The sequence below is a fragment of the Streptococcus sp. 2018WUSS126 genome, assembly GCF_044427425.1.
Taxonomy (GTDB): domain Bacteria; phylum Bacillota; class Bacilli; order Lactobacillales; family Streptococcaceae; genus Streptococcus; species Streptococcus hashimotonensis.
This window is the reverse complement of sequence record NZ_JAOTGB010000017.1, coordinates 26,080-52,692: the sequence shown is the minus strand read 5'-3', so window position 1 is coordinate 52,692 and position 26,613 is coordinate 26,080. Positions and strand designations below refer to the sequence as shown.

General features: G+C 37.1%; 24 protein-coding genes. 3 read left to right on the top strand and 21 right to left on the bottom strand.

Annotated features, from left to right (window positions below):
• Positions 1 to 66 precede the first annotated feature (66 nt).
• Positions 67 to 963 (top strand): tyrosine-type recombinase/integrase, encoded by an 897-nt coding sequence (locus ODU34_RS07525; protein WP_105178692.1) that lies wholly within the window; start codon positions 67 to 69, stop codon positions 961 to 963.
• A gap of 678 nt (positions 964 to 1,641) precedes the next feature.
• Here the strand turns inward: ODU34_RS07525 and ODU34_RS07520 are convergent.
• From ODU34_RS07520 to yaaA, 17 genes are all read right to left on the bottom strand, one after another.
• On the bottom strand, positions 1,642 to 2,838 hold the full coding sequence (locus ODU34_RS07520) for an NAD-dependent epimerase/dehydratase family protein (RefSeq protein ID WP_024399709.1): 1,197 nt from the start codon (positions 2,836 to 2,838) through the stop codon (positions 1,642 to 1,644).
• Between the two features lie 11 nt (positions 2,839 to 2,849).
• Complete coding sequence (gene wecB, locus ODU34_RS07515; RefSeq protein ID WP_105139272.1) at positions 2,850 to 4,025, bottom strand: non-hydrolyzing UDP-N-acetylglucosamine 2-epimerase; 1,176 nt, start codon at positions 4,023 to 4,025, stop codon at positions 2,850 to 2,852.
• 2 nt (positions 4,026 to 4,027) lie between these two features.
• Positions 4,028 to 5,068, bottom strand: coding sequence for a polysaccharide biosynthesis protein (locus tag ODU34_RS07510; RefSeq protein WP_105139273.1), 1,041 nt, complete (start codon positions 5,066 to 5,068; stop codon positions 4,028 to 4,030).
• A 10-nt stretch (positions 5,069 to 5,078) separates the two neighbouring features.
• Positions 5,079 to 6,371 carry a hypothetical protein gene (locus ODU34_RS07505; RefSeq protein ID WP_105178693.1) on the bottom strand — a complete coding sequence of 431 codons (1,293 nt, stop codon included), beginning with the start codon at positions 6,369 to 6,371 and terminating at the stop codon, positions 5,079 to 5,081.
• Between the two features lies 1 nt (position 6,372).
• Positions 6,373 to 7,728, bottom strand: a complete 1,356-nt coding sequence (locus ODU34_RS07500; protein WP_205015097.1) for a lipopolysaccharide biosynthesis protein — start codon at positions 7,726 to 7,728, stop codon at positions 6,373 to 6,375.
• A gap of 23 nt (positions 7,729 to 7,751) precedes the next feature.
• Positions 7,752 to 8,756, bottom strand: a complete 1,005-nt coding sequence (locus tag ODU34_RS07495) for a glycosyltransferase family 2 protein (protein WP_105178695.1) — start codon at positions 8,754 to 8,756, stop codon at positions 7,752 to 7,754.
• Complete coding sequence (locus ODU34_RS07490; protein WP_161498315.1) at positions 8,757 to 9,584, bottom strand: glycosyltransferase; 828 nt, start codon at positions 9,582 to 9,584, stop codon at positions 8,757 to 8,759.
• A 20-nt stretch (positions 9,585 to 9,604) separates the two neighbouring features.
• Complete coding sequence (locus ODU34_RS07485) at positions 9,605 to 10,795, bottom strand: glycosyltransferase (RefSeq protein ID WP_105178697.1); 1,191 nt, start codon at positions 10,793 to 10,795, stop codon at positions 9,605 to 9,607.
• A 342-nt stretch (positions 10,796 to 11,137) separates the two neighbouring features.
• Entirely contained in the window at positions 11,138 to 12,340 is a 1,203-nt protein-coding gene (locus ODU34_RS07480) for a glycosyltransferase family 4 protein (protein ID WP_105178698.1), read from the bottom strand.
• Positions 12,337 to 13,194, bottom strand: coding sequence for an NAD-dependent epimerase/dehydratase family protein (locus ODU34_RS07475; RefSeq protein ID WP_105178699.1), 858 nt, complete (start codon positions 13,192 to 13,194; stop codon positions 12,337 to 12,339). Before ODU34_RS07475 ends, ODU34_RS07480 begins: the two co-directional genes overlap by 4 nt.
• Position 13,195: 1 nt before the next feature.
• On the bottom strand, positions 13,196 to 13,795 hold the full coding sequence (locus tag ODU34_RS07470; RefSeq protein ID WP_105178700.1) for a sugar transferase: 600 nt from the start codon (positions 13,793 to 13,795) through the stop codon (positions 13,196 to 13,198).
• Between the two features lie 218 nt (positions 13,796 to 14,013).
• A complete protein-coding gene (locus tag ODU34_RS07465; protein ID WP_398578434.1) occupies positions 14,014 to 15,840 on the bottom strand; it encodes a polysaccharide biosynthesis protein in 1,827 nt (608 codons plus the stop codon).
• Between the two features lie 29 nt (positions 15,841 to 15,869).
• Positions 15,870 to 16,601, bottom strand: coding sequence for a capsular polysaccharide biosynthesis protein Cps4B (gene cps4B / locus ODU34_RS07460; protein ID WP_105139285.1), 732 nt, complete (start codon positions 16,599 to 16,601; stop codon positions 15,870 to 15,872).
• 37 nt (positions 16,602 to 16,638) lie between these two features.
• Complete coding sequence (locus ODU34_RS07455; RefSeq protein WP_024402810.1) at positions 16,639 to 17,334, bottom strand: tyrosine-protein kinase; 696 nt, start codon at positions 17,332 to 17,334, stop codon at positions 16,639 to 16,641.
• 9 nt (positions 17,335 to 17,343) lie between these two features.
• Positions 17,344 to 18,033 carry a YveK family protein gene (locus ODU34_RS07450; protein WP_105140343.1) on the bottom strand — a complete coding sequence of 230 codons (690 nt, stop codon included), beginning with the start codon at positions 18,031 to 18,033 and terminating at the stop codon, positions 17,344 to 17,346.
• A 16-nt stretch (positions 18,034 to 18,049) separates the two neighbouring features.
• Positions 18,050 to 19,489, bottom strand: a complete 1,440-nt coding sequence (locus ODU34_RS07445; protein ID WP_105178702.1) for an LCP family protein — start codon at positions 19,487 to 19,489, stop codon at positions 18,050 to 18,052.
• Positions 19,490 to 19,607: 118 nt separating this feature from the next.
• Positions 19,608 to 20,342, bottom strand: coding sequence for a peroxide stress protein YaaA (gene yaaA / locus ODU34_RS07440; RefSeq protein ID WP_105095317.1), 735 nt, complete (start codon positions 20,340 to 20,342; stop codon positions 19,608 to 19,610).
• Between the two features lie 122 nt (positions 20,343 to 20,464).
• Between yaaA and ODU34_RS07435 the strand changes: the two genes are divergently transcribed.
• Entirely contained in the window at positions 20,465 to 21,724 is a 1,260-nt protein-coding gene (locus ODU34_RS07435; RefSeq protein WP_172026680.1) for a PLP-dependent aminotransferase family protein, read from the top strand.
• 98 nt (positions 21,725 to 21,822) lie between these two features.
• On the opposite strand, the gene ODU34_RS07430 is transcribed toward ODU34_RS07435, so the two are convergent.
• Positions 21,823 to 22,674: a DegV family protein gene (locus ODU34_RS07430; RefSeq protein ID WP_105150398.1), complete on the bottom strand. Its 852-nt coding sequence runs from the start codon at positions 22,672 to 22,674 to the stop codon at positions 21,823 to 21,825.
• A 126-nt stretch (positions 22,675 to 22,800) separates the two neighbouring features.
• On the opposite strand from ODU34_RS07430, the gene ODU34_RS07425 reads away from it, so the two are divergent.
• Positions 22,801 to 23,205, top strand: coding sequence for a TetR/AcrR family transcriptional regulator (locus tag ODU34_RS07425; RefSeq protein ID WP_024411748.1), 405 nt, complete (start codon positions 22,801 to 22,803; stop codon positions 23,203 to 23,205).
• Between the two features lie 159 nt (positions 23,206 to 23,364).
• On the opposite strand, the gene proC is transcribed toward ODU34_RS07425, so the two are convergent.
• The 3 genes from proC to proB all read right to left on the bottom strand — a co-directional run bounded on the left by proC (position 23,365) and on the right by proB (position 26,539).
• On the bottom strand, positions 23,365 to 24,150 hold the full coding sequence (gene proC / locus ODU34_RS07420; protein ID WP_105178704.1) for a pyrroline-5-carboxylate reductase: 786 nt from the start codon (positions 24,148 to 24,150) through the stop codon (positions 23,365 to 23,367).
• A gap of 9 nt (positions 24,151 to 24,159) precedes the next feature.
• Positions 24,160 to 25,398, bottom strand: a complete 1,239-nt coding sequence (locus tag ODU34_RS07415) for a glutamate-5-semialdehyde dehydrogenase (RefSeq protein ID WP_105178705.1) — start codon at positions 25,396 to 25,398, stop codon at positions 24,160 to 24,162.
• Between the two features lie 64 nt (positions 25,399 to 25,462).
• A complete protein-coding gene (gene proB, locus ODU34_RS07410) occupies positions 25,463 to 26,539 on the bottom strand; it encodes a glutamate 5-kinase (protein ID WP_105178706.1) in 1,077 nt (358 codons plus the stop codon).
• Positions 26,540 to 26,613 lie beyond the last annotated feature (74 nt).

Sequence of the window (26,613 nt, the reverse complement as noted above, 5' to 3'; positions counted from 1 at the left end):
TCATTAGTAAATTGATAAATTATCGTATATAATAGCTTTATTACGACATATTAAGGAGATTATATTATGAATTACGACACTATCCAGAGATATCTTGACTTTTGTGCTATTCAAAGACGACTTAGTTCTCATACTATCCGAGCATACAAATCTGATTTACATCAGTATTATAACTTTGGGACCAATGATATTAGGTCCTATCTTACTTTTCTCAACCAACATATAAAAAAGACTAGCACGCTAAAACGTAAGATTGCTAGTCTTAAATCATACTATAAATTTCTGGAAGAAGAAAAACTAATTTCAAAAAATCCCTTCCATCAGCTTCGACTCCACTACAAGGAAGAGAAAAAGCTTCCTAAAACGATTTCCTTGAAAGATTTACAAAAAATATATTGTTTCGCCCACCAACAAATAGAAAATTCTAAAAATAAGCATTCTAAGCGGAAAGCTATGCGAAATCTACTCCTTATCTCGCTACTTTTATCAACTGGGCTACGCATCTCTGAATTATGTAGTTTAAAGCTTGATAATATCAATTTGGAAAATAGAACCATTCATATACTCGGAAAAGGAAAGAAAGAGCGATTACTCTATATTGGAAACGATGAAACATTTTCATTACTTGAGGACTATATAACGCATCATTGCAGTCATTCTAGCTATCTATTTACCGGTGTGAGAAACGATGATCATCTTAAAGAACAAAGTGTGCGCTTAATTCTGAAAAATATTTCTCACTCGCTACAACTGAAAAAACATATCACTCCACATATGTTTCGACATAGTTTTGCAACTATGTTACTTGATAATGGTGTTGATATTCGACAAATACAACATTTACTGGGTCACAGTAACATCAATGTGACACAAATCTACACTCATGTCTCTCAAAGCAAGCAGGTAGAAATTCTAAGTGAGCATAATCCTCTTAACCAAATCACACCACTACTTCGTACATAAGTAACCGCAAACCAAGTAGACTTGACCTAAATCACTGAGACGGATTGTCATAGAACAGTACCTTCTCCAAGATTGTTTCTAATATTTCTTAGTTGATAGAGTGAAAGAATGTGACTTCCACTTTTCTGAGACGAATTTTTATCAGAATATCATTTCTGCCTTTCTTCTCAAAGTGGCGAGATTGGGGAACAGTCAATGGGACGATGGGGTGTGACATAAAAAATCCTCCAGTTTTGTTTTTTATAACAGTATACTGGAGGAGGGAGTGATTGGATAGATGCCTTGTTATTAGGCAGTTACCATTAAAAACGTTCCAGAGTTTTATGCTTTGGAACGTTTTTCAATATACTCCGTTATTGGGCGGTTACAAAATATGCAACCATTTATCAGTGCTACTCTTAAAACATCTCCACAACCCTTGCCTATCTAAGATATAAAATGAATCCATTAAAAATAACAATTGTGATTATAGTAAAACTTCAAAAAATACAATTAACCCTCATATTCTAGCTGATTCTTCAATACTTATTCTGAAAACATTCCAGACTACCAAAACATATCATTCTTGATAAAGAGTTGGAAAAGAACTATTCCAAACACCACATAGAAATTATTAATCGTAGTTATGTTCCATAATTAGGAGAATTTTACTATATATTCAAGAAAACTGTCACTTTATTAAACTTCTTCAAAAAAGGTATCTGGTCGATTTGGATCAAAAATCTCATTACAGGTCATGACTGTAACTAAATTTTCTGTATCTGATAGATTAATAATATTATGAGTCCAACCAGGAATCATGTAAATGGATTCAATAGTGTCTCCAGATACTTCAAATTCCACAAATTCACCTGTGACAATATTTCTCTGCTGAATCAGACCTCTGCCACTAACTACTATAAATTGCTCCCACTTGCTACTGTGCCAATGTTGCCCCTTGGTAATACCTGGCTTGCTAATATTGATACTAACCTGACCACAATCAGCTGTGTGTAACAACTCCGTGAAAGAACCTCTATCATCCACATTCATTTTTAGACCATACTTGAACTTTTCTGTCGGCAAGTAAGTCAGATAGAGTGAAAATAGTTTTTTCGCAAAGGAATCGGCTGGTATCTTAGGCATCATTAAAGTCAATGGTTGTTGCTTGAAGGATTGCAAGAGAGCAATAATTTCTCCCAAGGTAACACGATGAGTGGTTGGAATCCAAGCATATTTGCCATTAGTATCCTCAACTGGAGTTAGCCCCTCATAGTTACAATAAACTTCCTTGCCCTCCAACAAATCCAACATACCATCTACTAAATCATCAATGTAGAGCAGTTCGACTTCCGCCTTGGGATCTGAAACAGAATAAGGTTGATCATTAGCAATCGCCCAACAAAATGTTGATACAGCCGAATTATAATTGGGTCTGGAATGCCCCATCAAATTTGGGAAACGGTAAACTGCTACTTTTACTCCCTGTTCCTGGCCATGTTGAAAGAATAATTCCTCTCCTGCCAGCTTGCTTTTCCCATATTCTCCCTCAGCATAGCGCCCAATTAAGGTTGCCTGGATAGAAGAAGATAACATGATAGGGGCCTTACTATTGTACTTTTTGAGCTGTTCCAATAGCTGGCTGGTAAAGCCAAAATTGCCCTGCATAAATTCTTCGATATTCTCTGGACGATTCACACCCGCAAGATTAAAAACAAAGTCCGCCTCTTGGCAATATTGCTCTAATTCCTCAATCGTCGAGTCTATATCATATTCAAAAATGGACTGGATATGGATATTGGGTCGCGTTCTGTTTTTTCCACTTTGAATCGTCTTCAAGTGATTTACCAATGCTGTTCCAACCATTCCCTTTGCGCCCGTTACTAAAATTTTCATAGGAAGTCTCCTTAGTATTTGCGCCAAACCATCTTATTGACGATGCTAGTGTAGGACTGAATGATTTTTACAACCTTATCTGAAACATTTTCATCCACATAATCAGGTACTGGCAACCCTAAATGTTTGTGCTCATTCATAGCTACAGCCACATCAACTGCCTGCAGAAGACCAATTTCATCAATTCCAGAAAGGATGAAATCTGCCTTATCTAAGGCTTCTGGGCGCTCTGTACTGGTCCGAATACAAACTGCCGGGAAAGGCTTGCCAACTGAAGTTAAGAAACTCGATTCTTCTGGTAGAGTTCCTGAATCAGAAACGACAGCATAAGCATTCATCTGTAAACAATTATAGTCATGGAATCCTAACGGCTCATGCTGGATAACACGTTTATCCAAAACAAAACCTGATGATTCCAGCTTGTTTTTACTGCGTGGATGGCAAGAATACAGAATTGGCATATCGTATTTCTCAGCCATCTTATTTACAGCAGTGAACAAACTGATGAAGTTCTTGTCGGTATCAATATTTTCTTCACGGTGCGCAGACAACAGAATATAGCGCCCTTTTTCAAGACCCAAACGCTGATGGATATCCGAAGACTCAATTTTTTCTAAATTCACCCTCAAAACCTCAGCCATCGGCGAACCTGTTACATAGGTTCTCTCCTTAGGTAAGCCATTGTCAGCCAGATAACGACGGGCATGCTCAGAGTAAGCCATATTGACATCAGAAATAATATCTACGATACGGCGATTGGTCTCTTCAGGTAAACACTCATCCTTACTTCTGTTTCCAGCTTCCATGTGGAAGATAGGAATATGCAGGCGTTTAGCACCAATAACAGAAAGACAAGAGTTGGTATCACCTAGAACAAGTACTGCATCTGGTTGAATCGCAACCATTAGCTTATAGCTTTCTGCAATAATATTTCCCATGGTCTCACCCAAATCACTACCTACCGCATTCAGATAGACCTCTGGATCTTCCAAATTCAAATCGTGAAAGAAAATACCATTTAAATTGTAATCATAGTTTTGACCAGTATGGGCTAGAACTACATCAAAATAACGACGAGTTTTCTTAATAACCTCTGATAGGCGAATGATTTCTGGCCGAGTTCCAACAATAATCAAGAGTTTTAACTTGCCATTGTTTTTCCAATTTACTTCTGTATATTTTGTCATTCCTATTTTCCTAACTTTGCCATTTCTTCTTGAATGTAGGCCAGGGAAGCAATTTTTTCCTTGGTTTGTTCTACTGATAACAACTCTGTATTATTGCTATTAAATTCTGTCAGTGGATTACGATCAACATCTCCTTGATTGAAATATTTATCATAATTCAAATTGCGATTGTCGCAAGGAACTCGATAGAAATCACCTAAATCAATTGCATTGGCGCATTCTTCATTTGTCAATAAGGTTTCATACATTTTTTCCCCATGACGAACCCCAATGACACGAATCGCTTCTTTATCTCCTCCAAACAACTCACACACTGCTTCTGCTTGTGTTTGAATCGTACAAGCAGGAGCCTTCTGAACAAGAATATCTCCTGGTTCCCCATTTTCAAAAGCAAAAAGGACCAAATCCACAGCTTCTTCCAGGCTCATGATAAAACGTGTCATGCTACCATCTGTGATTGTCAGTGACTGACCTGATTTAATCTGATCAATCCAGAGAGGAATAACGGAACCACGTGAACACATAACATTTCCATAACGAGTACAACAGATTTTCGTTTTTGTAGTTGTTCGACTCTTAGCCACAACAACTTTTTCCATCATCGCTTTAGAAGTTCCCATAGCATTCACTGGATATGCAGCTTTGTCCGTTGACAAACAGATAACACTTTCAACACCTGCGTCAATAGCCGCTGTCAGCACATTCTCCGTTCCAATCACATTTGTCTTCACTGCTTCAATAGGGAAAAATTCACAAGATGGCACCTGCTTCAAAGCAGCCGCATGAAATACGTAGTCCACATCGTGCATGGCATTTTTAACCGATTGCAAATCACGGACATCTCCCAAGTAGAAACTAATTTTATGTGCAACTTCGGGCATTTTAGCCTGAAATTCATGGCGCATATCATCCTGTTTTTTCTCATCGCGAGAAAAAACACGAATTTCTGCAATATCTGTCGCCAAAAAGCGATTTAACACAGCATTCCCGAAAGAACCTGTTCCACCTGTAATTAATAGTGTTTTTCCTGAAAATAATGACATTTTTTCTCCTCTACCTTCTTTGATTTTGCTCATTTGTATAGATTGGGTTATTTTTATGTCCAATATTTATATCAAGTTTACTAAATATCAGCCACAAAAGAGGAAATAAAACCAATGCTGCTCTCAAACCAGTTTTAGGACTATATAAGTATATTCTTGGAAAATAGCTTACTAACAATAGTAACATTCCTCTATCAAGATTCCCTATACTTTGTTCTCTTTTATTTAAAAATCTGTTAAAAATAATAGTAAACAATATTAATAACGGATAGCCTCCCCAAAAATATAAGTGTGAAAAAATGATTCCTCCTCCAATATTTATATGAAATCTTTGAGAATACATAGTAACATTTGATAAAACATTTGCATCGTTTGATAAAGGAAATACAAAAGACAGGATAAAATAGAGTAAACTCATCATTCTTGTACTCCAGCTAGTCTGATCTGCTGCAAATAGATGCGTTGTTGAAGAGCCATACGCAAAAGGTGCAGTATCATTTATAAAACCTTCAAGTATTGACACTAAACTAACATCATCTCCTCCTCTGAGACGTCCAATAAATGTAAAAATTAATATTGCAAAAATGAAGAAGAAAGTCAAATTTCTTATATTAATAACATTAGAAAAATAATTAAACCCTAAAAAAATAAATAATTGAATTGAGGTAATCCTCCCTCCATATAGTGCATCTTGAATAATAAACAGTATTGCTAATATAATAATTAAGCCTGAATGAAATTTACTGGTTTTATTAGAAAATATATAGCACATCAAAAAGAAAATTATTGAATACTCAAATATTGGAGTTATACGAACCTCGTAACCTATTCCAGCCGCACTTCTATTGATACCGAATATCAATATTAGAATAACAATTAAGTAGAATATCCAAAATAATACTGGACTTTTTTTCTGTACAAATATTGGTTTATATCTATACTCTTCTGTATTAATCGTTAATAAAAAAATAATATTGAAAACAAGTAGCATAATTAAAGCTTCTCGATAGTAATATCCATTATTATAATAGACTAATGAATTCCACGTTATTTGATTTATATGAAATGTATAATCGCTTAAAGAAATCGACAGATTAAAAAACATCATAATAAAAGAAATAAATAAACTAATCTGATTTCTCCGTGTCACAAATATCATAAATAGATTAGTGACTATTAACAATATAGCTAATAAATCATTTGTATATGGAGGGAAGAGAAAAGCTACGGATATAAAAATAGAGGTAAGTAAAAGATAAACTAATTTTATCCCAAATTCCCTATTATCAAAAACAACCTTCATTTCAATACTTCCCTAACTTTCTTCTTAACTTTATTCCTGAATGTCCCAAAGTTCCTATAATAATCATTGCAATAATAACCATAAAAATCGAATTTTCATGACCTGTCGCAAGTAACATTTGTAAAAATAATAATATTATTGGAAAAAAATATTTCCAATAAACTCTATAAGAAATACTATCACGTAATAATGCTAATCGTAATCCTGTAAGCAATACGTAAGAAACCAGTGTTGATATACACGCTCCATATATACCGTAGTTATTTATCAGCATAAAACTTAACAAAATATTAAATATTGTAGTTAAAAAGGTAGTTGTTAGTATTGACTTAGTTTTATTGTTTGCCATAAGAATACTTGTAAGAAAACTTTGTAAGATATTAAAGATTGCAGCAATTATTAATATTGGAACATAATAATAAGCTTCTATGTAATTTTGGGGTAGCATAAAAAGTAAGATTGGTTTTGAAAACATCAATATTGTACCTACAGCAACTAAGAAAATAATAAGGTATTCAAAAACCAAATTAAAGAAATGTTTTGAGTCTCCATCATTAACTGCTTTAATTGAGCTAGTTTGCCAAGATTGAATGAAAAAAGTCGATAATAACGTTAACATAGCAGGAAACTTACTTGCTACCGCATATACGCCATTTGCTGACTCCCCTTCTAAAAAAGTAAGGATAAATCGATCAGAGGATGAGGTAAGCCACCACATAATTGAATTTGGAATTAACGGAATGCTATATGATAGTAAATCTTTCATGTAGCTTCTATCTATTTTTTTTAAATTAATAATCTCAAATGATTTTGTAACAACTATATAAAATATCAACTCAAGTAAAATTGAAATTATAATGGAGTAAATATATCCATTTAATCCAAAATCCAATATAAAAACAAATAGGTAGCAACAGCCAACTTGTATAAGTGTTCCAAAAACAGCCCCAAAAGAATATGATTTGTACATTTCCAGACCGCGTGTGTACTCGCGAAAAGTCCAGTAAAAAACATGTACGATCGTCAAAAGAACTACATACCAATACCTGTGAGAAGTTGCTATGATAAAGTTTCCAACCAATGCCAATATTGAGAACAGTATTATTCCAATAAAGTTTATTGATAAAGCTGTATTTATTATTTTGGTATTATCATAGTACTTATTTAAAGAGAACCTGAGTATAGCTTCACTCATTCCTAAACCAACTACCGGAAATAAAATTGAGTAAGTTTGCGTTATCAAGTCAACCGCTCCATATTCAGTAGTTGTTAATTTATAAGTAATCAATATTAGTAGTAAATACTGAAAAAATTTACCCAGAATATTTCCAACTGCAAATATTAATGTAGTGCTCATGAGCTGTTTGACTTTTGAATTCATTATAGCTGTGGAGTCCTTCCCAATATTCTTTTTATCAAAATAATTATCTTTTTAGTAAACTTAGTCCCTAAAAAGAGCAGTGAATAGTAGTAAACATAAAATAAGCCACTCGTATTTAAACCTATTTCTTCTAATGCTTTTTTAAATTGTCTAAATGTATGTAAACCACTATTCCTTACAAATGCCAAAATCGGATAAGAATATTTCGACATCTCTCTTTTTATTTGACTGGTAGAATCTAACTTATATTTCTCATCAATAAATTTCGTAATCTTAAAATAACTGGAGATAAAATATATTTGACCTTCTACATCAATTACATTAGGCTTGAAAAACTCTTTTTCCACTTCACTGGATCCAAAATAAAATTCTCCTCCCTCATATGCTCTAGTAAAGGGAGTAGAGTAGTAAGCAGATGGATAATTTAGTGTTAGCTCTGCTACAATATATAACTGATATAAAAGTGTGGAATCAAATCGCTCTGTTAAAGTATCTAAGGCTAGTTCACGTTGAAAAGTGAATCCAGATATAAATGTGCTCTTTCTAAATAAAGTGAGATAAGCTTGTTCTCCTTTATCGAAAAAACAATCCTCTTCAAAATATCTGAATTTCTCTGAACTTCCGTCAAGATACACATTTTCATACGACCTTAGTACATATGCTACTGTTTCATTTTGTTTTAAAAAGCTGATATATTTTTGAAGTTCCCCTGGAATAAAGACATCGTCATCTCCCATAAAAATAATCCATTTACCTTTTGCTTTTAAAATTAGTTCTCTCAAGTTTCTATCATAGCCTAGATTAGAACTATTTTCATAATAATTTATTGGGAAAGAACTTTCTTTCTGTAATGAATTAATAACTTCTCTAATTTGTGTTCTTTTCGGTGAAGCATCTTCGCAAATACAAATCTCTAAGTCATAAAACTGACAGTCTATACTCTGAATTAATCGTTTCAATTCATTTGGTCTATTGTATGATGGTATACAAATTGATAAATACATCTAAGCCTCCTTAATTGCCTTTCGCATAATTATTCTCACATCTTCCTTAGAATTATGCTTTCTCCATTTGTTAAAATAGTTTAAAAATAATAAATTCTCCAACGTTATATATATGGGGAATTTTAAAAAATATGTTTTAGTCAATCTAATATGATTTCTAAACATATAATACATCCTGAAATTTGAATGTGTTCGTATCCCTAACTTTTCTTCTCCAATATCTTGGTACAAAAAAATATTTCTGTCTTGAATAAGTTTATATCCATGACTTCTTAGCCTTAAGCAAAACTCATAATCTAAACAATCTATAAAATATGTTTCATCAAACCCCAGTACCTCTTTGTAAGCATCGTACAAAAATAAATTTCCGGAAGTAATCAAGATTGTTTTTCTCCTAAGTTTTTGATTTCCTTCCTTCCTCTCTTCTTTTGTATTCTCCGCAAGAATTCTTGGGCCAATTGAGACTATTCTAGGATTTTTTAAATGCTCTATGCTTAGTGTTTTTTGTAATTGAGTAATGCAATTTGACTGTATCTTAGAATCTTGATCAAAAGTAATGATAAAATTTTCTCCAAGCCAATAGTCATTAATCAATGTATTGAAAGCTCTTCCTAATCCATCATTGGTAGAGGAATAGTGAACAATAACACGATCTAGGTTATCTCTAATTTTTTGTAGTACCAACTTCCCTGTCATACTATTATTATCATATATCAAGACCCTAGAAACTACTGGATCTTTCAAAACAGATAAAACTAACTGCTCCAATCTTTCATCAGGATTATAAGAAGTTATTAAGGCTAAAACACTATTTTTTCTTTCTATCAAAATATTTCTCCATATTTTTATTAAGCTTCATAAATCAAATTAAATAGTTTTATATATTCATTAACCATTACATCTGTGCTAAATTTCTCAGCATGTTTTCGAGTCGTTTTGGCTGTTTGATAATCCTTGTTTTTTATAGAAAGCAAACTTTGTAACAGAAGTTTGTAATCCCCTTTTTTTATGACTTTCCCTGTCTCCCTGCATATGCTCTCGCCACTTCCACCAGTATCAAAGGTGATAACTGGTGTCCCGCATAATTGAGCCTCCACATTAACAGATGGAAAATTGTCACCCAATGTCGGATTCACAAAAACATCCGCTTGATTATAATAGTGAACCATCTGAGAACTGTTTAGTCTACCAACTTTTATAATATTGGATGGCAGGGAGGTGCTATCATCGACACCTATCAGTGTAATCTGAAAATTATCACCAAGGTCTTCAGCTAGCTGACAAAAATATTTCAGTCCTTTTCTTTCATCCCAAACACTGGCCGCTCCTAAAATATTGATTTTTCCTGTTTTACTGGGTAAATCAACGCTAAACTGTCTTGTATCCATACCATTGTAGATGGTCAACACCTGAAATTTTTTAAGAAATGAATCTTCAACAAAGCGAGTCAACCAACAAGAAGGTGTTACAAGAGTCAAATTAGTCATTGCAGTAATAACCTGATATTTATCACGAATATTTTGTTCAAAACGACTAAATGATATTCGTGCTACAGATGGGTACTGCTTCTTTTCTTCTTGTGTTCTAACTCTCTTTATAGGCTTTCCATCCACAATCTGGATATTATTCTCAATATAGGCCGCACCTCCAGAAATTGCCCATTGATCATGTAATAACCAAACAACTGGAATAGCCAATGCGCGCAATTCTTCAAATAAAATCCTATAGTTTACATAATAACCGTGAATATTATGCAAATGAATAACATTTGGTTGGTAATCTCTGATAATTTGTATTAACTGCCGTGTTGCAAAACGAGAACCTAACCCATGTTGATCCAAAAAATGACTACGTAAATAATGAAGTCCTTGCTCAAACTTATTCCCAATTTTCTTTGTAGGAATATCTTCAACATCATTTCCACGTCCATATACCGTCAAACAATCGTGCCCGTTCGCAATCAGACCTCGCGCTATATTTTGACAAATAATCCCCGTAGAACCATATGAGATTACCGTATTTATCTGTAAAATTTTCATAATTTTAGTCTCTATTCTTCAAACTATTTACTATTTTAATGTCATTTCTCCAATTCATCCAATAAACACTCTCTATTGAAGTACGCTACACTATAATGCAGCGCATTTGCTACAAAGGGTTCTTCTTCACTTGAGGATATTCAGAATATTATTGTTCCACCCTGCACAGCTCTGCTTCTACTTAATTAAACTAAATCGGAAATTCTTGTCAGTATAGATTCCCCGATACCCATCATAGCAAACACCCCTTTTAAGCAAGGAATGTCAACATTAACAAAGTCATATGGAGTAGCCTCTGCTTGTTAACGAATTTATCCTACCAATACTCAAATAGAACTTTTTTTAAACTTTCTTTTCCTGATCCAACATTTCTAGTGTCAGATTAACATATTTTCCTAGTTGGATTTCTTTCGAGAAATGTACCTTATGTTGTTTTACTTTATGTACCTTCTCACTCTGAACAAGTTTTGTGAAGACTTCAACCGCAGCCATCAACTCACCCCTTGCAATGACATAACCTAAGTCATAGCGTTGAATATCTTTCGCAATATCGCTACCCTCATGTATAAGTGCAATCACTGGTTTTTCATTGTTAATGTAGGAATAAAACTTGCTAGGAACCGCTAAACCTTGTAAATCAGAATTTAGTGAAAGCATGTGATAGTCTGATTTTTGCAGAATCTCATCATAATCTTGTCCTTGAAGATAATCGTACACTATAACATTAGATAATTTATTAGACACTACAAATTCTTTCAGCTTATCTTTGCGACTTCCATGTCCAGCAAATATAAATTGAATCGGTAAAGTCCTGATGACTTCATTTGAAATAATTTCTTCAATCCTATCAAAATCCTGAGGAATTCCCATATTTCCAAGATACGATATTATGATTTCTTCAGAAGGATTATCCTTTGGTAAAACTTCCCTTTCTTTCTCAGTAGCCCAATTAGGTATAACCTGTATTTTGTCTTCATCTACTTGTTTTTGTGTAACAAGGTACTCTTTCATTTCTTTTGACAATGCTACAATCTTTTCTGCTCTACGAAATACTTGTGCGCTGATTAAATTGGTTATTAAACTAATAGGATTTTTCTCAGATAGTATATTTGTTTTAATTGCAATATCTGGATATATATCATAAGCTACAAAAACAAATTTTGTCTTGAAGAGCATATTAGCTAACACTGTAAGTAAGGGTAGTATTGGCGGATTTGAATATACATAAATCAGCTTATAATTTCTAAGGGTTGCGAATCTTAAAAAGCAAGAAAAAACGAATGAAAAATAATTTATTAATCTAAATAAGGCGTTTCCCCTGTTTAATTGTAAATAATTAACACGCTTAATAGTTATTCCATCTGCTACTTCTGTCTTTGGAACAGTTGAATTATTTTTTGAATGGTATTCTTTCGGATAACCACACAGTACATCTACACTTATATTATTATCTACCAGCTCTTTTGCTGTCTGATACGGTAGAAGAGCAGAAGTAACATACTCGGGATAGAAATATTGGCACAAGAATAAAATATCTTTTTTCAAAGCACAGACTCCCTCAAACTATCCTTAAAATTTCGTAAGCAATAATCAATATTTTTTCCACTTGAAGATTGAATAGTGGACATCGATTTATCGTAGGTTAATGAACCAAACACCTTATTTACAATCGGTACTCTATTGATCAAAGAACTGTTAAGAGGCAGTTTTACAAAGTAAATCGATTTCCCTAGAACATTTGAAATTATTTCGACCATCTCCACCGTAGATACATATTCTGTATTCTGCGGAAATAAAATTCCGTTTATTTTATTCTGAATAACAAGCGAAATAAAATTTGATAAATTAACAATATGAATCATACTTCTCTGATTCTGAATTTTTGGAAAAATAGATACACGCTGAACCAATTTAAGCAATTTAGAAAAATTACCCCGACTTTCTTTACCGTATACCATTGGAGGTCTAATAATTGACAATATGAAATCTTCTGAAGTCAACTTAAGTAGTTCTAGCTCGGCTTTCCATTTTGATATACCGTATTTAGTATTTGGGTTCGGAATAGTATTACCTGTAATGTGTCCCGTATTGAGGCCATAGACGCTCATTGAACTCATAAAAATGAAATGCCCAACACCAGATTTTTTTGCTATAGTCGCAACATCTAGTGCTAATTTTCGATTAACCTCATCATATATTTTTTCAGAAATCTTTTTTTCATTAATATGCGCAATTCCTGCGACATGAACTACTACATCATAAGTGGAAAAATCAAATTTTGTCCAATTTGAATTTTTCACATCTAATTCCGCAATGACAAAATCTGTATGCTCCTCACTAAATCTTTGAAAACTCTCTCCTATATAGCTCCCTGCTCCTGTAATGAGAATTTTTTTCACCTTATTTCTCCCTTTGTCCTGTTCCGCCTTCGACAACACCTTCGCTCTTGGCAACGCTGAGAAACGTTCCAAAGAAGCATTTCACATCCAGGCCAAAACTCCTATTTTGAACATAGTAACCATCCAAGCGCGCCTTATCTTCTATTTCCAATTCGTCACGACCATTAATTTGAGCCCAACCAGTCAGACCTGGACGAATGTCATTTGCTCTATATTTATCTCGCTCCTCAATCAAATCGTATTGATTCCATAGGGCTGGACGTGGACCAACAATGGCCATTTCTCCTTTGAAAATATTGAATAGCTGAGGTAATTCATCGAGACTAGTCTTTCGTAGAAAAGCTCCTACTTTTGTAATCATCGCTGTAGGATCCTTCAAAAGATGGGTTGGCATATCGCTTGGAGCATCTACATACATAGAGCGGAATTTATAAATCATGAAGTGTTTTTTATTCTTACCAACTCGTTTTTGTTTAAATAGTACTGGACCTCTAGAATCTAATTTAATTGCCAATGCAATCAATAATAAGATTGGACTTAGAATAACAATAGCACTTCCTGAAATAATGATTGCTAAAATGCGCTTACAAATTGGATACATTTTCATCTCCATTTTTAATTTTATTCTTATCAACTCATTCATATCAACTCATTCATATCCATAAAAGCCGATAGTCTCCTAATAATGTAAAGCAAATTTACTAAATTTTAAATATCTTGGAACCGACTCTCCAATATTATATTCATTAAGTATTTCAACCATCCTAGAGCCTAAACATCGTTTAAACTCTAGGAAAGTAAAAATATTTTTTTACTTTCTTATTCTTGTTTAGCAAATTCAATCAACTTATCTTTTAATTCATTTCTATCTTTTTGGAGTAATCCATTGATAAATGAATTGACAATGTCCGATTGTTTATTTGTAACGCGACCTACAAATATTTTTTCATAAATCTGTTCGCTGATACGTTCTTCTGTTGATAGTAATTCCTCGTAGAGTTTTTCCCCAGGACGAATACCTGATTCAACAATTCCAATTTCTTCCTCAGTATGACCACTCAGCAGAATAACTTTTCTTGCCAATTCCAGAATTTGTACAGGCTCACCCATATCCAAGACAAAGATTTCTCCGCCTTTTGCCAAATGTCCTGCTTGGATAACCAAACGACTGGCTTCTGGGATAGTCATGAAGTAACGAGTCATCCTAAAGTCAGTAACGGTAACTGGACCACCTTTTTTGATTTGTTCCTTAAATAGAGGAACAACACTTCCACGACTACCTAAAACATTTCCGAACCTTACTGCAGCAAATTGTGTTTGTCCTGTTTCATTTAAGCCAGTAACAATCATTTCTGCTACCCGCTTAGTCGCCCCCATAACATTTGGTGGATTGACTGCCTTATCGGTCGAAACCATTACAAATTTTTCAACCCTAGCTGCTTTAGCCGCTTCAGCCACATTCTTGGTTCCAAAAATATTATTCTTTACTGCTTCATGTGGATTATATTCCATTAGAGGAACATGCTTATGTGCTGCAGCATGATAAACAACATCAGGTTGATACTCAGACATTATACCAAAAATCAACTCTCTGTCTTGAATATCTGCGATGAGAGGGACGAACTCAATCTTACCTCGATATTTCTCTAGTAACTCTCGATGAATGAGGTAAATTGAATTTTCCCCATGTCCAAGCAACAACAATCGTTGAGGCGTAAACTTAGCAATTTGACGACATAACTCTGAACCAATCGAGCCGCCTGCTCCTGTGACAAGAATTGTTTTTCCTTTGAAAAACTGATTCAACTCATCCTGATCCAAAACAACCTCTGGTCGACCAAGAAGATCTGCTACGTCAATTTCCTGAAAGGCACTAACAGACATGTTTCCCGCCATAATATCTTCAATACTAGGCATATTATTGACAGTCACTCCTGTAGTATTACAGATTTCAACAATCTTCTCTCGCTCCTTACCATTTAAGGAAGGGATAGCAATCGTTACTTGATCAACTGCCAATTCTTCTACTAAGCGTGGAATATCATTGCGGTTTCCTAAAACTTTGGTGTTACGGATAAATGTTCCAAGTTTATTTGGATCACGATCGACTATGCCGACAATTTCAAAATTCAATTTTCGATCTTCGACGGTATTGATAAAAATATTTCCACCATCTCCAGCACCTACCACCAAAATTCGCAGTGAGCTATCCGTCTTACGAATAGCATTTTTTCGTGTCTCATGCAAGACTTTCCAAACAATCCTTGGGGTAATGAGTAATACATATGACAAAAATAAGGATACTAAGATGAAGCGATAACTAAAACTCTGCCATAAAATCGTTGAGATAATTAAAAATAATGAATAAGCAGATATCAAGCTCAACCCTATTGTTACATAACTCTGATAACCGGTATACCTCGTAATTAACGAAAAAACCTTTAATCTAACTGAAATAATCAGATAGAATATCAATACAAATAAAACTGCAAGAATGAAACGTTTATCTGGAATGTCAATAATAATATCCAAGAACAGTCTACTCAAATTCATGGACACTACAATAAGAAAAGTATCCATGCATATAAGTATCAATCTTTTGCTATTGCGCTCTAACAGTTTATCGGTAACAGTTCCTAAATCCATTTTTTTCTCCAAAATCTAGAGTAACCAGCTTAAATCACCTGGTTTTTTAATAACATAAGAGGGTTCTTTTTCAATAAAGCTTTTGCTCTATCTTCCCCAAATCCCTCTGTTATTAACTTATAAGCCTCTCTCATAAACGGAGGTCTATTTGATAAATTATGCATATCACTAGCCACACAGTGCACCAAATCCTGCTCTAAAAAGTACCGTGCCCGTTTCTTAAACTCTTTTGCTCGATCACCAATTAAACCTGGTTTTAACACATGGTTGCTATTAATTTGAGTATAACACCCCTTGTCGATTAACTCTTCTACTCGCTCTGACTGAAATGCCAGAGCATCATAACGCTCTATATGGGCAAGTAGTGGAGTCAGTCCAAGTAACATTACTTCATTCACAGCCTCTTGGATTTCTTTCCAAGGAGTATTCTTACTAAATTCTAGGAGAATATAGCGCGTTCCATTAAGAGTTGGAACTTCCTTTTTTTCGAGTTTACTTAGGATATCCTTATTATAGTAAAGTTCCGCTCCATAACATAAAGTCATTTCTGGATAAGCTACTTTAACTCTCTCTTTTACTTGAACAAAATTAGTCATAATAATTTTCTCAGGAGTTTCAAACATCCCTTTTCGTCTATGAGAAGTAGCAACTATGAAGCGAACCCCCTGACGATAAGCTTCTCCTATCAAATCTAGACTCTCTTCAATTGTCTTTGGACCATCATCCACACCAAATATAATATGCGAATGAACATCAATCATACTAACACCTACTTAATCAAAGCTCATATAATAAAAATCAAGCTTTTTTACCGTAATTTCCATAGTTACCATAATTTCCATAATCACCATATTTCTCAGTTGCAATATCATACTTGTTCAAGATAACGCCTAAGAACGGTGTTCCAGTTTGCTCCAACTGTTCCTTTACTTTTTTCACGGCTGAACGTTTGACATTTCCTGCCTCTGCTACTAAAACCATTGCATCACACTTCTGAGCAATAATTGCAGCATCAATTACCATCCCTAGAGGGGGGCAGTCAACAATCACATAGTCAAAATACCGACGAAGAGTAGCTAATAAGTTCTCAAAATTCTTACTTTGTAGAAGGGCAGTTGGGTTTGGTGATATTTTACCAGACTCGATAACTGTTAAATTCGGAATATTTGTTTCACATAGCCCTCGAGATAAATCAGTAGTTCCTGCTAAATAATCAGTTAAACCAGTAATTTTCGTAATTGGCTTAAAGAAACCTGACATCACTGAGTTTCGAATATCGGCATCAACCAGGACCGTCTTGTAGCCAGAACGAGCATAGGCAATAGCAAGACTGGCTGCTGTTGTACTCTTTCCTTCATTTGATTGGACAGAAGTTATGCCAACCACTTTAATATCTTCCCCACTGAGTTGAATATTCGTACGGATAGCGTTAAAATATTCTTCCGTCTTATTTACTAATTCTTTCTTAGTACGTGCAATTTCTAATGTCGCCATATTTTTCTCCTATTTCAATTTCTTCGAATCTGGCACTACACCTAGCAATGTCAATCCCATTACCTCTTCGATATCCTGAGGACGTTTTACACGGTCATCCAAAATTTCCATAACCAACACGAGACCTGTTGCCAAGATACTGCCGGCTAATAAACCAAGCAAGATATTGCGTTTGGTATTAGGAGTTGATGGCTCCTCTGCTGGGACAGCCTCTTCAAGTGTTGTCACATCACTCACTTTTGTAACTTCGATGATTTTTTGTGATGCGAAAGTACGGAGACTATTTGCAATGCGAGCTGCTTCATTTGGGTCCGCATCACGCACGGAGATAGAAACAATACGAGTATCAACAGGAATAGAAACTGTAACCTTTTCTTTTAGGTTTCCATTCAAATTCAACTCTGTAGCCACCTGTGTCAGTACATCTTGTGATAGGATGATTTCTTGATAGTCTTTTACCAAATAAGACCCCGCTTGTAAATCCTGATTTGTCAATCCCGCGCCAGCTTCAGCATGTTGCCCAACTACATAGATACGAGTCGTCGAATCATATTGCGGCGTTACCAAAAAACTACTATAAGCAAAAGCTAACCCTGTACCTAATAGTCCCAGCAGAAGGATAAAGATTTTTTTTCTCCAAATCGTTTTCAGTAAGAGTAAAATATCAATTTCGATTACATTCATTTCTTGATTATTCATGTTTTCTCCCTATTTTTTAATTTCCATCCAATACTGACTGAATAGCAGCCTTTGTTTGTTCCAAACTTTCTTGGTTTATTTCCAACATATAAAGTTGTGAATCCGGCATAGCATAAGAAGGCAAATCTGTTCGCCCATTTCCAACTAGCGCTTGTGACTCCACTGTAAACTGTGTGCCGGCTTCTAATTGCGTATTAACTAAGCCTATAATTGTTTCAATACTTAGATCCGTTTGAATAGATCCTTCTAAACTATTTAAAATAGCTTGATAATTACGTAAATTCTCTGGTGAGCTCAATTTTTTTATAAGTGCTGCAATGACTTTTTCTTGGTTTTTACCACGGTCATTATCACCATTAGCCAACGAATACCGCTCACGAACAAAGATTAGCGCTTGCTCTGCATCTAAGTGTACTGTTCCCACCGGGAAAGTATGCTCACCACTTGTGAACTCTTGGGTGTTTTCTACATCGATACCTCCAACCACATCAATCAACTGTAGGAAGGATGTAAAGTTGAGACGAATATAGTTGCTAATATCAATACCATAAAGATTTTCCAAGGTATGCACAGAGGCATTGACACCATAAATACCAGCATGAGTTAATTTGTCGTATTGATTTTGTCCACCATCTGCGATAGCAACATAAGAATCTCGTGGAGTAGTTGTCAATAAAATTTTATGTGTAGCACGATTAATAGTCATAATAATATTAACATCTGAACGCGAAACAGACGAAATTGGACCATATGTATCAATGCCGCTGATATAGATATTAAAACTGTCTCCACTCACCTGCTTAGTAGCTGTATCAACAGTCCGAGTCACCTTAAAACTATATATTTTCCTCACTTTTGAAGAGAAGTCTGAATCCTCATTTTCTAAAATATTGGTGAAAACTCCGTTGAAAATCATTGCTTGACTCTCACCATTTAGCATAGCTTGGTAGGCTGTTAGATAAGAGGTCGTCGGACTTGTAGTTAATTGAGTAGACTCCATTTTGAAAATATTATTTAATAAAGCAGTGATGTTGTCTTGATCGTATTCAGCCGGAGCAAGTACATTAGTGACCTGTCGAACATCTGTAATCTCACTATTTGCTGGGACGAGGATGCTCATTTCATATTCTGAAAATGTCGAATTTGAATTTAGTCGTGTTGAAAATTTTACAACTTCTTGCATTCCATAGATTCCGACAGAAGTGATGACCAGTGAAAAAATAAGTAAGAGTGCTGTAAAGACACGCGCTTTCTTACGCCACATCAACAAGCCAGTCAATACTGCAACCCCTATCAACAGGATTGTTACAATATAGTTCAAATACCGAAAATCTAGGATGTTATAGCGATACATAGTCACTAAGAACAGACATAGAATAATGGCATATAGCCCCCAAAGCGCAAAATTTAGCAACTTAAGTTTAGGCGATTTCCTCCATCTGCTTCTCTTCTTCATAAACAACCTTCCTTTTACTTATAACTCACCTATTGTATCACAAAAAACAATATTTTACTAGCCACGTAGCCATATTAGTGATGAAAAACGTTATCTTGTTCATATCTTGTTCTTTTTTTCATAATTTAACTGAGCGTATGAAAGTCAGCTGATTCTCTGTTGATTTTTCAGTACAATATTCAAAGCCATCCACCTTAAAATCTTGAATGTCCGATAATTTCTGAATATTGTTCTTAGCCAACCAGGACAGCAATCTTCCTCTACCTTTTTTTGATATAGTCGAGTGAACTTTTAACTGACCTGCTTTTTCTTCCATGAAAAGAATTTTAACTAATCTTTTCTGAATCTGTGGAGAAAACACCTGCTCAAATTCTGACGAAGCCAATGAGAGAATCAGTTCATCATCACCAACTTCTTGGTCATAATACGGTCGCCAGTACTGTTTCAAAGATTGATTGCCTATCTTTAAGCTCCCTTGAAAATCTAAGCGGTGAGGTGAAATGAATTCAAAAGGATGAATCAACCCGTATAAGGCTGTCGCAACACGAACGTGGTCACGTAGGTAATTTTCTTCTTTCGAATCTATACCTCGCCTATCCATATAACGATACATGAGACCATCATATAACTGCCAGGCTGGATAGGTTTTTGCTTGACCTGTCCTGATTCGATACCAACGATCAGCTTCTAACTCAGCCTTTGCTTCATTCAATTTATAAAAGGCAGCCATCTTTTTTACATCAAATTGACTTATGGCGTCCAGCACCTGCTTGCTTCGATCAGACAGGGGATAAAACGAGGCATTCTCTAGATTTGTATTTACTTCTTTTGCATTAGGTATAATTATTTTCATCACTTAATTATATCATATAGCAGCTTAATTCCTGAGCCTCAACCCCATTATTCATATATTGTATTTCTGCAACTTTTCCTATATACTAGCTAGTAACATAGTCTATAAAAAAGGGGGCCTAGATGAAAAAATATCAAGTTATCATCCAAGATATTTTGACTGGAATAGAGGAACACCGATTCAAACGTGGAGAGAAATTACCTTCTATCCGTCAACTCAGCGAGCAATATCATTGTAGCAAAGACACTGTCCAAAAGGCTATGTTGGAATTAAAGTATCAAAATAAGATCTACGCTGTCGAAAAAAGCGGTTATTATATCTTAGAAGATAGAGATTTCCAAGACCATACTGTAGAGCTCAATCCTGCAGACTTTCAAGAATTACCCTATGAAGATTTTCGGATTTGTCTAAACGAAAGTCTTATTGGGCGGGAAAATTACCTATTCAACTACTATCACCAGCAAGAGGGATTGGCAGAATTGATTTCCTCCGTTCAAAGTCTGTTAATGGACTATCATGTCTATACAAAAAAAGACCAGCTGGTTATCACAGCTGGTAGTCAACAAGCTCTATATATTCTCACACAAATGGAAACCTTGGCTGGAAAAACGGAAATCTTGATAGAGAACCCTACTTACTCACGAATGATAGAGCTCATTCGACATCAAGGAATCCCCTATCAAACAATTGAACGGGATTTAGATGGAATTGACCTAGAAGAATTAGAAAGTATCTTCCAAACTGGAAAAATTAAGTTTTTCTACACAATTCCTCGCTTGCACAACCCTCTCGGTTCAACTTATGATATAGCAACAAAAACAGCCATCGTAAAATTAGCAAAGCAATACGATGTCTACATCATTGAGGATGACTATTTGGCGGATTTCGACTCTAGTCATAGCCTACCGTTACACTATCTTGATACAGATAATCGTGTCATCTACATAAAATCTTTTACACCGACACTCTTTCCAGCCCTCCGAATCGGTGCAATCAGCCTTCCTAATCAGCTACGTGATACCTTCATCAAACATAAGAGTCTAATCGACTACGATACCAATCTTATTATGCAAAAAGCTCTCTCGCTCTACATTGATAACGGTATGTTTGCACGGAACACACAGCATCTTCATCACATTTATCACGCTCAGTGGAATAAAATAAAAGATTGTTTAGAGAAATACGATTTGAACATCCCGTATCGAATTTCCAAAGGGAGCATAACTTTTCAGCTAAGCAAGGGGATTCTTTCACCTAGCATCCAACACATGTTTGGAAAATGTTATTATTTCAGCGGACAGAAAGCTGATTTCTTACAGATCTTCTTTGAACAAGATTTTGCAGATAAACTGGAGCAATTCGTAAGATATTTGAATGAATGAAATCTAATAGTCTCACACAAACAATCCCCCTCGAACTTAAAAGACGAGGGGGATTATTCTATAGTGGAAATTACATCCCAAAATTGTTACTCTGTGAATCACGCTTTCACTTCATAGCCCATCAAAAGTCCGCCTTCTTCAGCATAAAAACTGCATAGACCTGATGTTGCAACTTCGTCAATAACAGCCGTTGGAAAACTTGCTTTTACCAACTCTGAGAATTGTTGGAAAAACTTGGCATTGTTGCGGTGGGCCATGACAATTCGACCACCATCATAGCCTGCTTTTTTCATTTCTTCAAAGGCCGCTGTCACAGATTTCTTATGGCCACGCGCCTTTTGAAGCAACTCTAATTTTCCTTCAGCGCTTGCCTCACCAACCATACGGATATTGAGAAGACCAACGACAGTGCCTACCAATTTGCTCAGTCTTCCATTCTTAACAAGATTATCAACCTTCGCTAAAACAAAGAGGAGCTTACTGTGTTCCCGATAGTGAGTTATCGCTTCTACTACTTGTGGAAAATCTAATCCTGAACCAATTAAGCGATTGATTTCGTCTACAAGTAAATCCATCTCCCCACTGGCTGACAAACTATCTATCAAATGGATATTGACATTCGGATGCTCTTCGATATACATATCCCTAGCTACACGTGCCGCATTAAAACTACCCGATAGCCCACCTGTAATCGTCACAACGATAATGTTCTCAGCTCCCTCAAAAGCTGCCTGATAAGCCTGCGGACTTGGACATGCCGACCCAGCTGCAGACTTAGATGCTTCCATCACCTCCATCATGTGATCAATATCCAAGCTTGCATCATCAACAAATGCTTGTTCTCCAACCTGGATGGTAAGTGGCACACTAATAAATTCAGTATCCGGAGCTAGATTAGCTAATTGACGATAGTCGCAGCCCGAATCTGCAACAATTTTCCATTTTGACATAATATTCTCATTTCCAATTTTACTTTTTTATTTGACAATAAATCTCTATTTACTTACAATTATATCATTAAACTACCCCATCTGAAAGCATTTTCTTTCAGATGTGACACTCGGAAAAGGAAAACTATGGCAGGTCGTAAAATTTCACCCCAATCTTTGAAAAACCTCTATCAATCAAATAAAGAAGCGAATCAACTGACTAAGGAATCAATAGAAACTGCTCTGCTATTTCTCCTAGAGAAAAAGGAGCTCAAGCAAATTTCGGTATCTGAATTGGTTCGTAAAGCGGGAGTTTCTCGCAACGCTTTCTATCGCAATTATAAATCAAAAGAAGAAATTTTAGAGATTTATTACGAACGGACTTCCAGCAACCTTAAAAAGAAATGGCATGATTTGCAGGATAAGGTTCAAAAGGACGGCGTCAAGCAAAGCTTTGCAGATTTTGTCCACGAACAAAAACGCAAGGCAGAGCAAAGCAAGGCCCTGTCCAATGTCAGTCAATGGATTAAAGAGAAAACACAGCGAGGATAATTTTCTTCGCTTTTTGATTTGCAAAAAAACTTGACCAAGTAGCCAAGTTTTTAAGGAGATTATGAAAAGTGAAACAGTCTGGGGATAGACTGTTTCAGCTCTATAACTTGAAACGAGGAATTGTTGACGAACTCTTTTTGATCTTTCTACACTTACCTCTTATTTCTCCCCCAATTTCTTGGTCTTTTTGAGGGCGGCGGCGACTGCCTTAATAATAGCATAGCGGAAACCTTCTTTTTCAAGAGCTACCACGCCTGCGATAGTCGAGCCGCCTGGCGAGGTCACTTCCTGTCTCAGCTGGGCTGGGTGCTTGTCGCTATTCAAGACCATCTGAGCAGTTCCAGCCAAGGTCTGAGCCGCCAGAATCTTGGCATCTTGAGCCGTCAGCCCGTTTTGCACACCAGCATCCGTCAAGGACTCAATCATCTGATAGACAAAGGCTGGACCGCAGCCTGCGATAGCCGTCGCTGCGTCAATTAGGCTCTCTGGCACCTGCTGAACCTTGCCTGATTTTTCTAGGATTTGTTCCAATAGCGGAGCGAGCTCTGGATTGACCAAGCTATAGGTCGTCATGCCTTGGCCGATAGCGACCGGTGTGTTGGGCATGATACGGGTGAGTTTATCTGCCGACACAAATTCTGCCAGGCTGTCAATGGTCACTCCCGCTGCCATGGAAATCCAGATAGCAGACGGATTCTGGCTAATCTGGTCCTGTAAGCCTGACAAAACGGACTGAATCAGGTGAGGCTTGACCCCAAGGAAAATCACCTCGGCCTGCTCTGCTATTTCCCCATTAGAAAAAAGCTGACCGCCCACCTTCTCTTGAAGAGCTTGGGCTTTTGCTGGGTTGTGGTTGCTGAGAAGGAGCTGGGTATCTGGCTGCTGGCTGACCGCTTGGGCCAGGGCCGCTCCCATGTTGCCCAGTCCGATAAATCCAATCTTCATCTTGTCCTCCTAACGAATGTGGCCGTCGCCTGTGATGATGTACTTGTAGGTGGTCATCTCACGCAGGCCCATAGGACCACGAGCGTGCATCTTCTGAGTGGAAATGCCCAACTCGCAGCCCAGACCGAACTCGCCACCGTCTGTGAAGCGGGTCGAGGCATTGACATAGACCGCCGCTGAGTCCACATGGAGTGTGAAAAGTTCAGCCGTTTGGCTGTTTTCCGTCACGATGGCCTCGCTGTGCCCTGTCGAGTGTTGAGCGATGTGACTGATAGCCTCTTCTACGTTTGAAACGACTTTGACAGCCATGATATAGTCTAAAAATTCCGTGTCAAAATCTTGGTCGCCTGCTGGTGTGGCTTGGTTGAGAATAGCCTGCGCCTGACTGTCAGCACGTAATTCCATCTGACCAGAAAGAGCTTCTTCCAAGCGAGGTAGGAATTGGCTGGCAATAGCTTCGTGAACTAGCAAGACTTCCGCCGCATTGCAGACTGAGGGACGACTGGTTTTAGCGTTGACCACAATCTGAAGGGCCTTATCCAAATCCGCATCCTTGTCCACATAGACATGGCAGATGCCTGTGCCTGTTTCGATAACTGGCACAGTCGCATTTTCAACGACGGCTTGAATCAAACCTGCACCGCCACGTGGCACCAAGAGGTCAATCTTGCCTTTGGCAGTCATCAACTCTGTCGCAGAGGCACGACTGGTATCTTGGACTAACTCAATGACCTTTGGAGAAAGACCAGCCTGTTCCAAACCAGCCTTGAGGGCTATGACAATGGCCTGAGCCGAATGAAAGGCCTCCTTGCCTCCACGCAAAATGACTGCGTTTCCGCTCTTGATTGCAAGGGCAGCGGCATCCGAGGTCACATTTGGACGGCTTTCGTAAATCATTCCTACCAAGCCAAAAGGAATAGATTTCTTGCGAATGTTCAAGCCGTCTGCCCGAGTGGATTCTTCCAAGACGAGTCCGACAGGATCTGGCAAGCCAATCAAGGCCCGAATGCCGTCTGCCATGGCTTCAATCCGTTCAGCAGTCAGGAGCAATCTATCCTGCATCACCTGGCTAATCTTACCTTGGGCATTTTCCATATCAATGGCATTGCCTGCTAAAATTGCCTCAGTCTGAGCAACCAACTTGTCTGCCATAGCTGACAAGGCCTGGTTTTTCTGTTCGGTTGTTGCAAGGTTGATAGAAGTCTTGTGGGCCAATAAACTATCTAATAATGCTTGTGTTGTTGTCATAAATTTCTCCTACTTAGTCTTTCAGTTGGCTCGTTCGTCAACATAATCAAGACAAACTGAATAACTATAAGCTCACCCAATCATTTCGGTGAATGAGCACGCCCTCTGCTCTGCCATTTGCCAACTGGTCCTGCAAGTCCTTGGAGGACAGTTTGACCCGCCCTTTACCGATCAAACGGTGGTCCGCCTGGCTGTAAACTTCCACAACCTGCCCCACTTCAAAGTCGCCTTCAAGGGCTTTGACACCGGCAGCTAACAAACTGCGGCCTTGGTGCAACATGGCATCTACGGCTCCTGCATCCACTTCCACTGCTGCGTCTGTCCGAGCGTAGAAGGCCATCCACTGCTTGCGTTGGTTCATAGCATGGTCATCTGCTAAAAAGAGGGTGCCACGGTTGGCTTGGGTGACTGCTTGTAAGAGAGCAGTATCCTCTTTTGAAGAGCAGATAAAGACAGGTACGCCTGACTTGGTCGCAATCTGGGCCGCCTGCAATTTTGTGGTCATGCCACCAGTTCCGTTGGACGATCCTGCTCCTGCTGCCATGGCAAATAAATCTTCCGTAATTTCCTTGATTTCAGACAAATGCTGGGCAGTCGGATCGCTGTTGGGATTGGCTGTGTAAAGTCCGTCCACATCCGTCAAAAGCACCAAGAGATCTGCTTTCAAGAGCGAAGCTACCTGGGCAGACAGGGTATCATTATCTCCGACCTTAATCTCCTCAATGGCAATGGTATCATTTTCATTGATAATGGGAATAGCCCTTTGCTTGAGCAAGACCTGCAAGGCCTGAGAAGCATTCTGATAACGTCTAGCATCCGCAAAGTCATCTTGCGTCAGCAAAATCTGAGCCGATACAATACCGTCCTTCATCAGATTCTGCGTGTATTCCTCAATCAGCAAGCCCTGACCCACTGCTGCCGAAGCTTGCTTTTCCGCAATCTTAGTCGGTCGCTTGTCAAATCCCAACCTCCGAAAACCAGCAGCAATGGATCCCGAAGTCACCAGTACAATCTGGTAGCCTTTCTGATGTAACTGAGCTAGCTGATTGGTAATCCGAGCAATCTTAATCCGATCCAGGCTGCCATTTTCTTGGGTCAGAGAACTCGTCCCCACTTTAAATACGATCGTTTTTTCTGTCATAATCTCTTCTCACAAAAACTAATATTTGGAAAATTATACCATATTTTAGGTATAAAGAAAATCACTGTTATTCA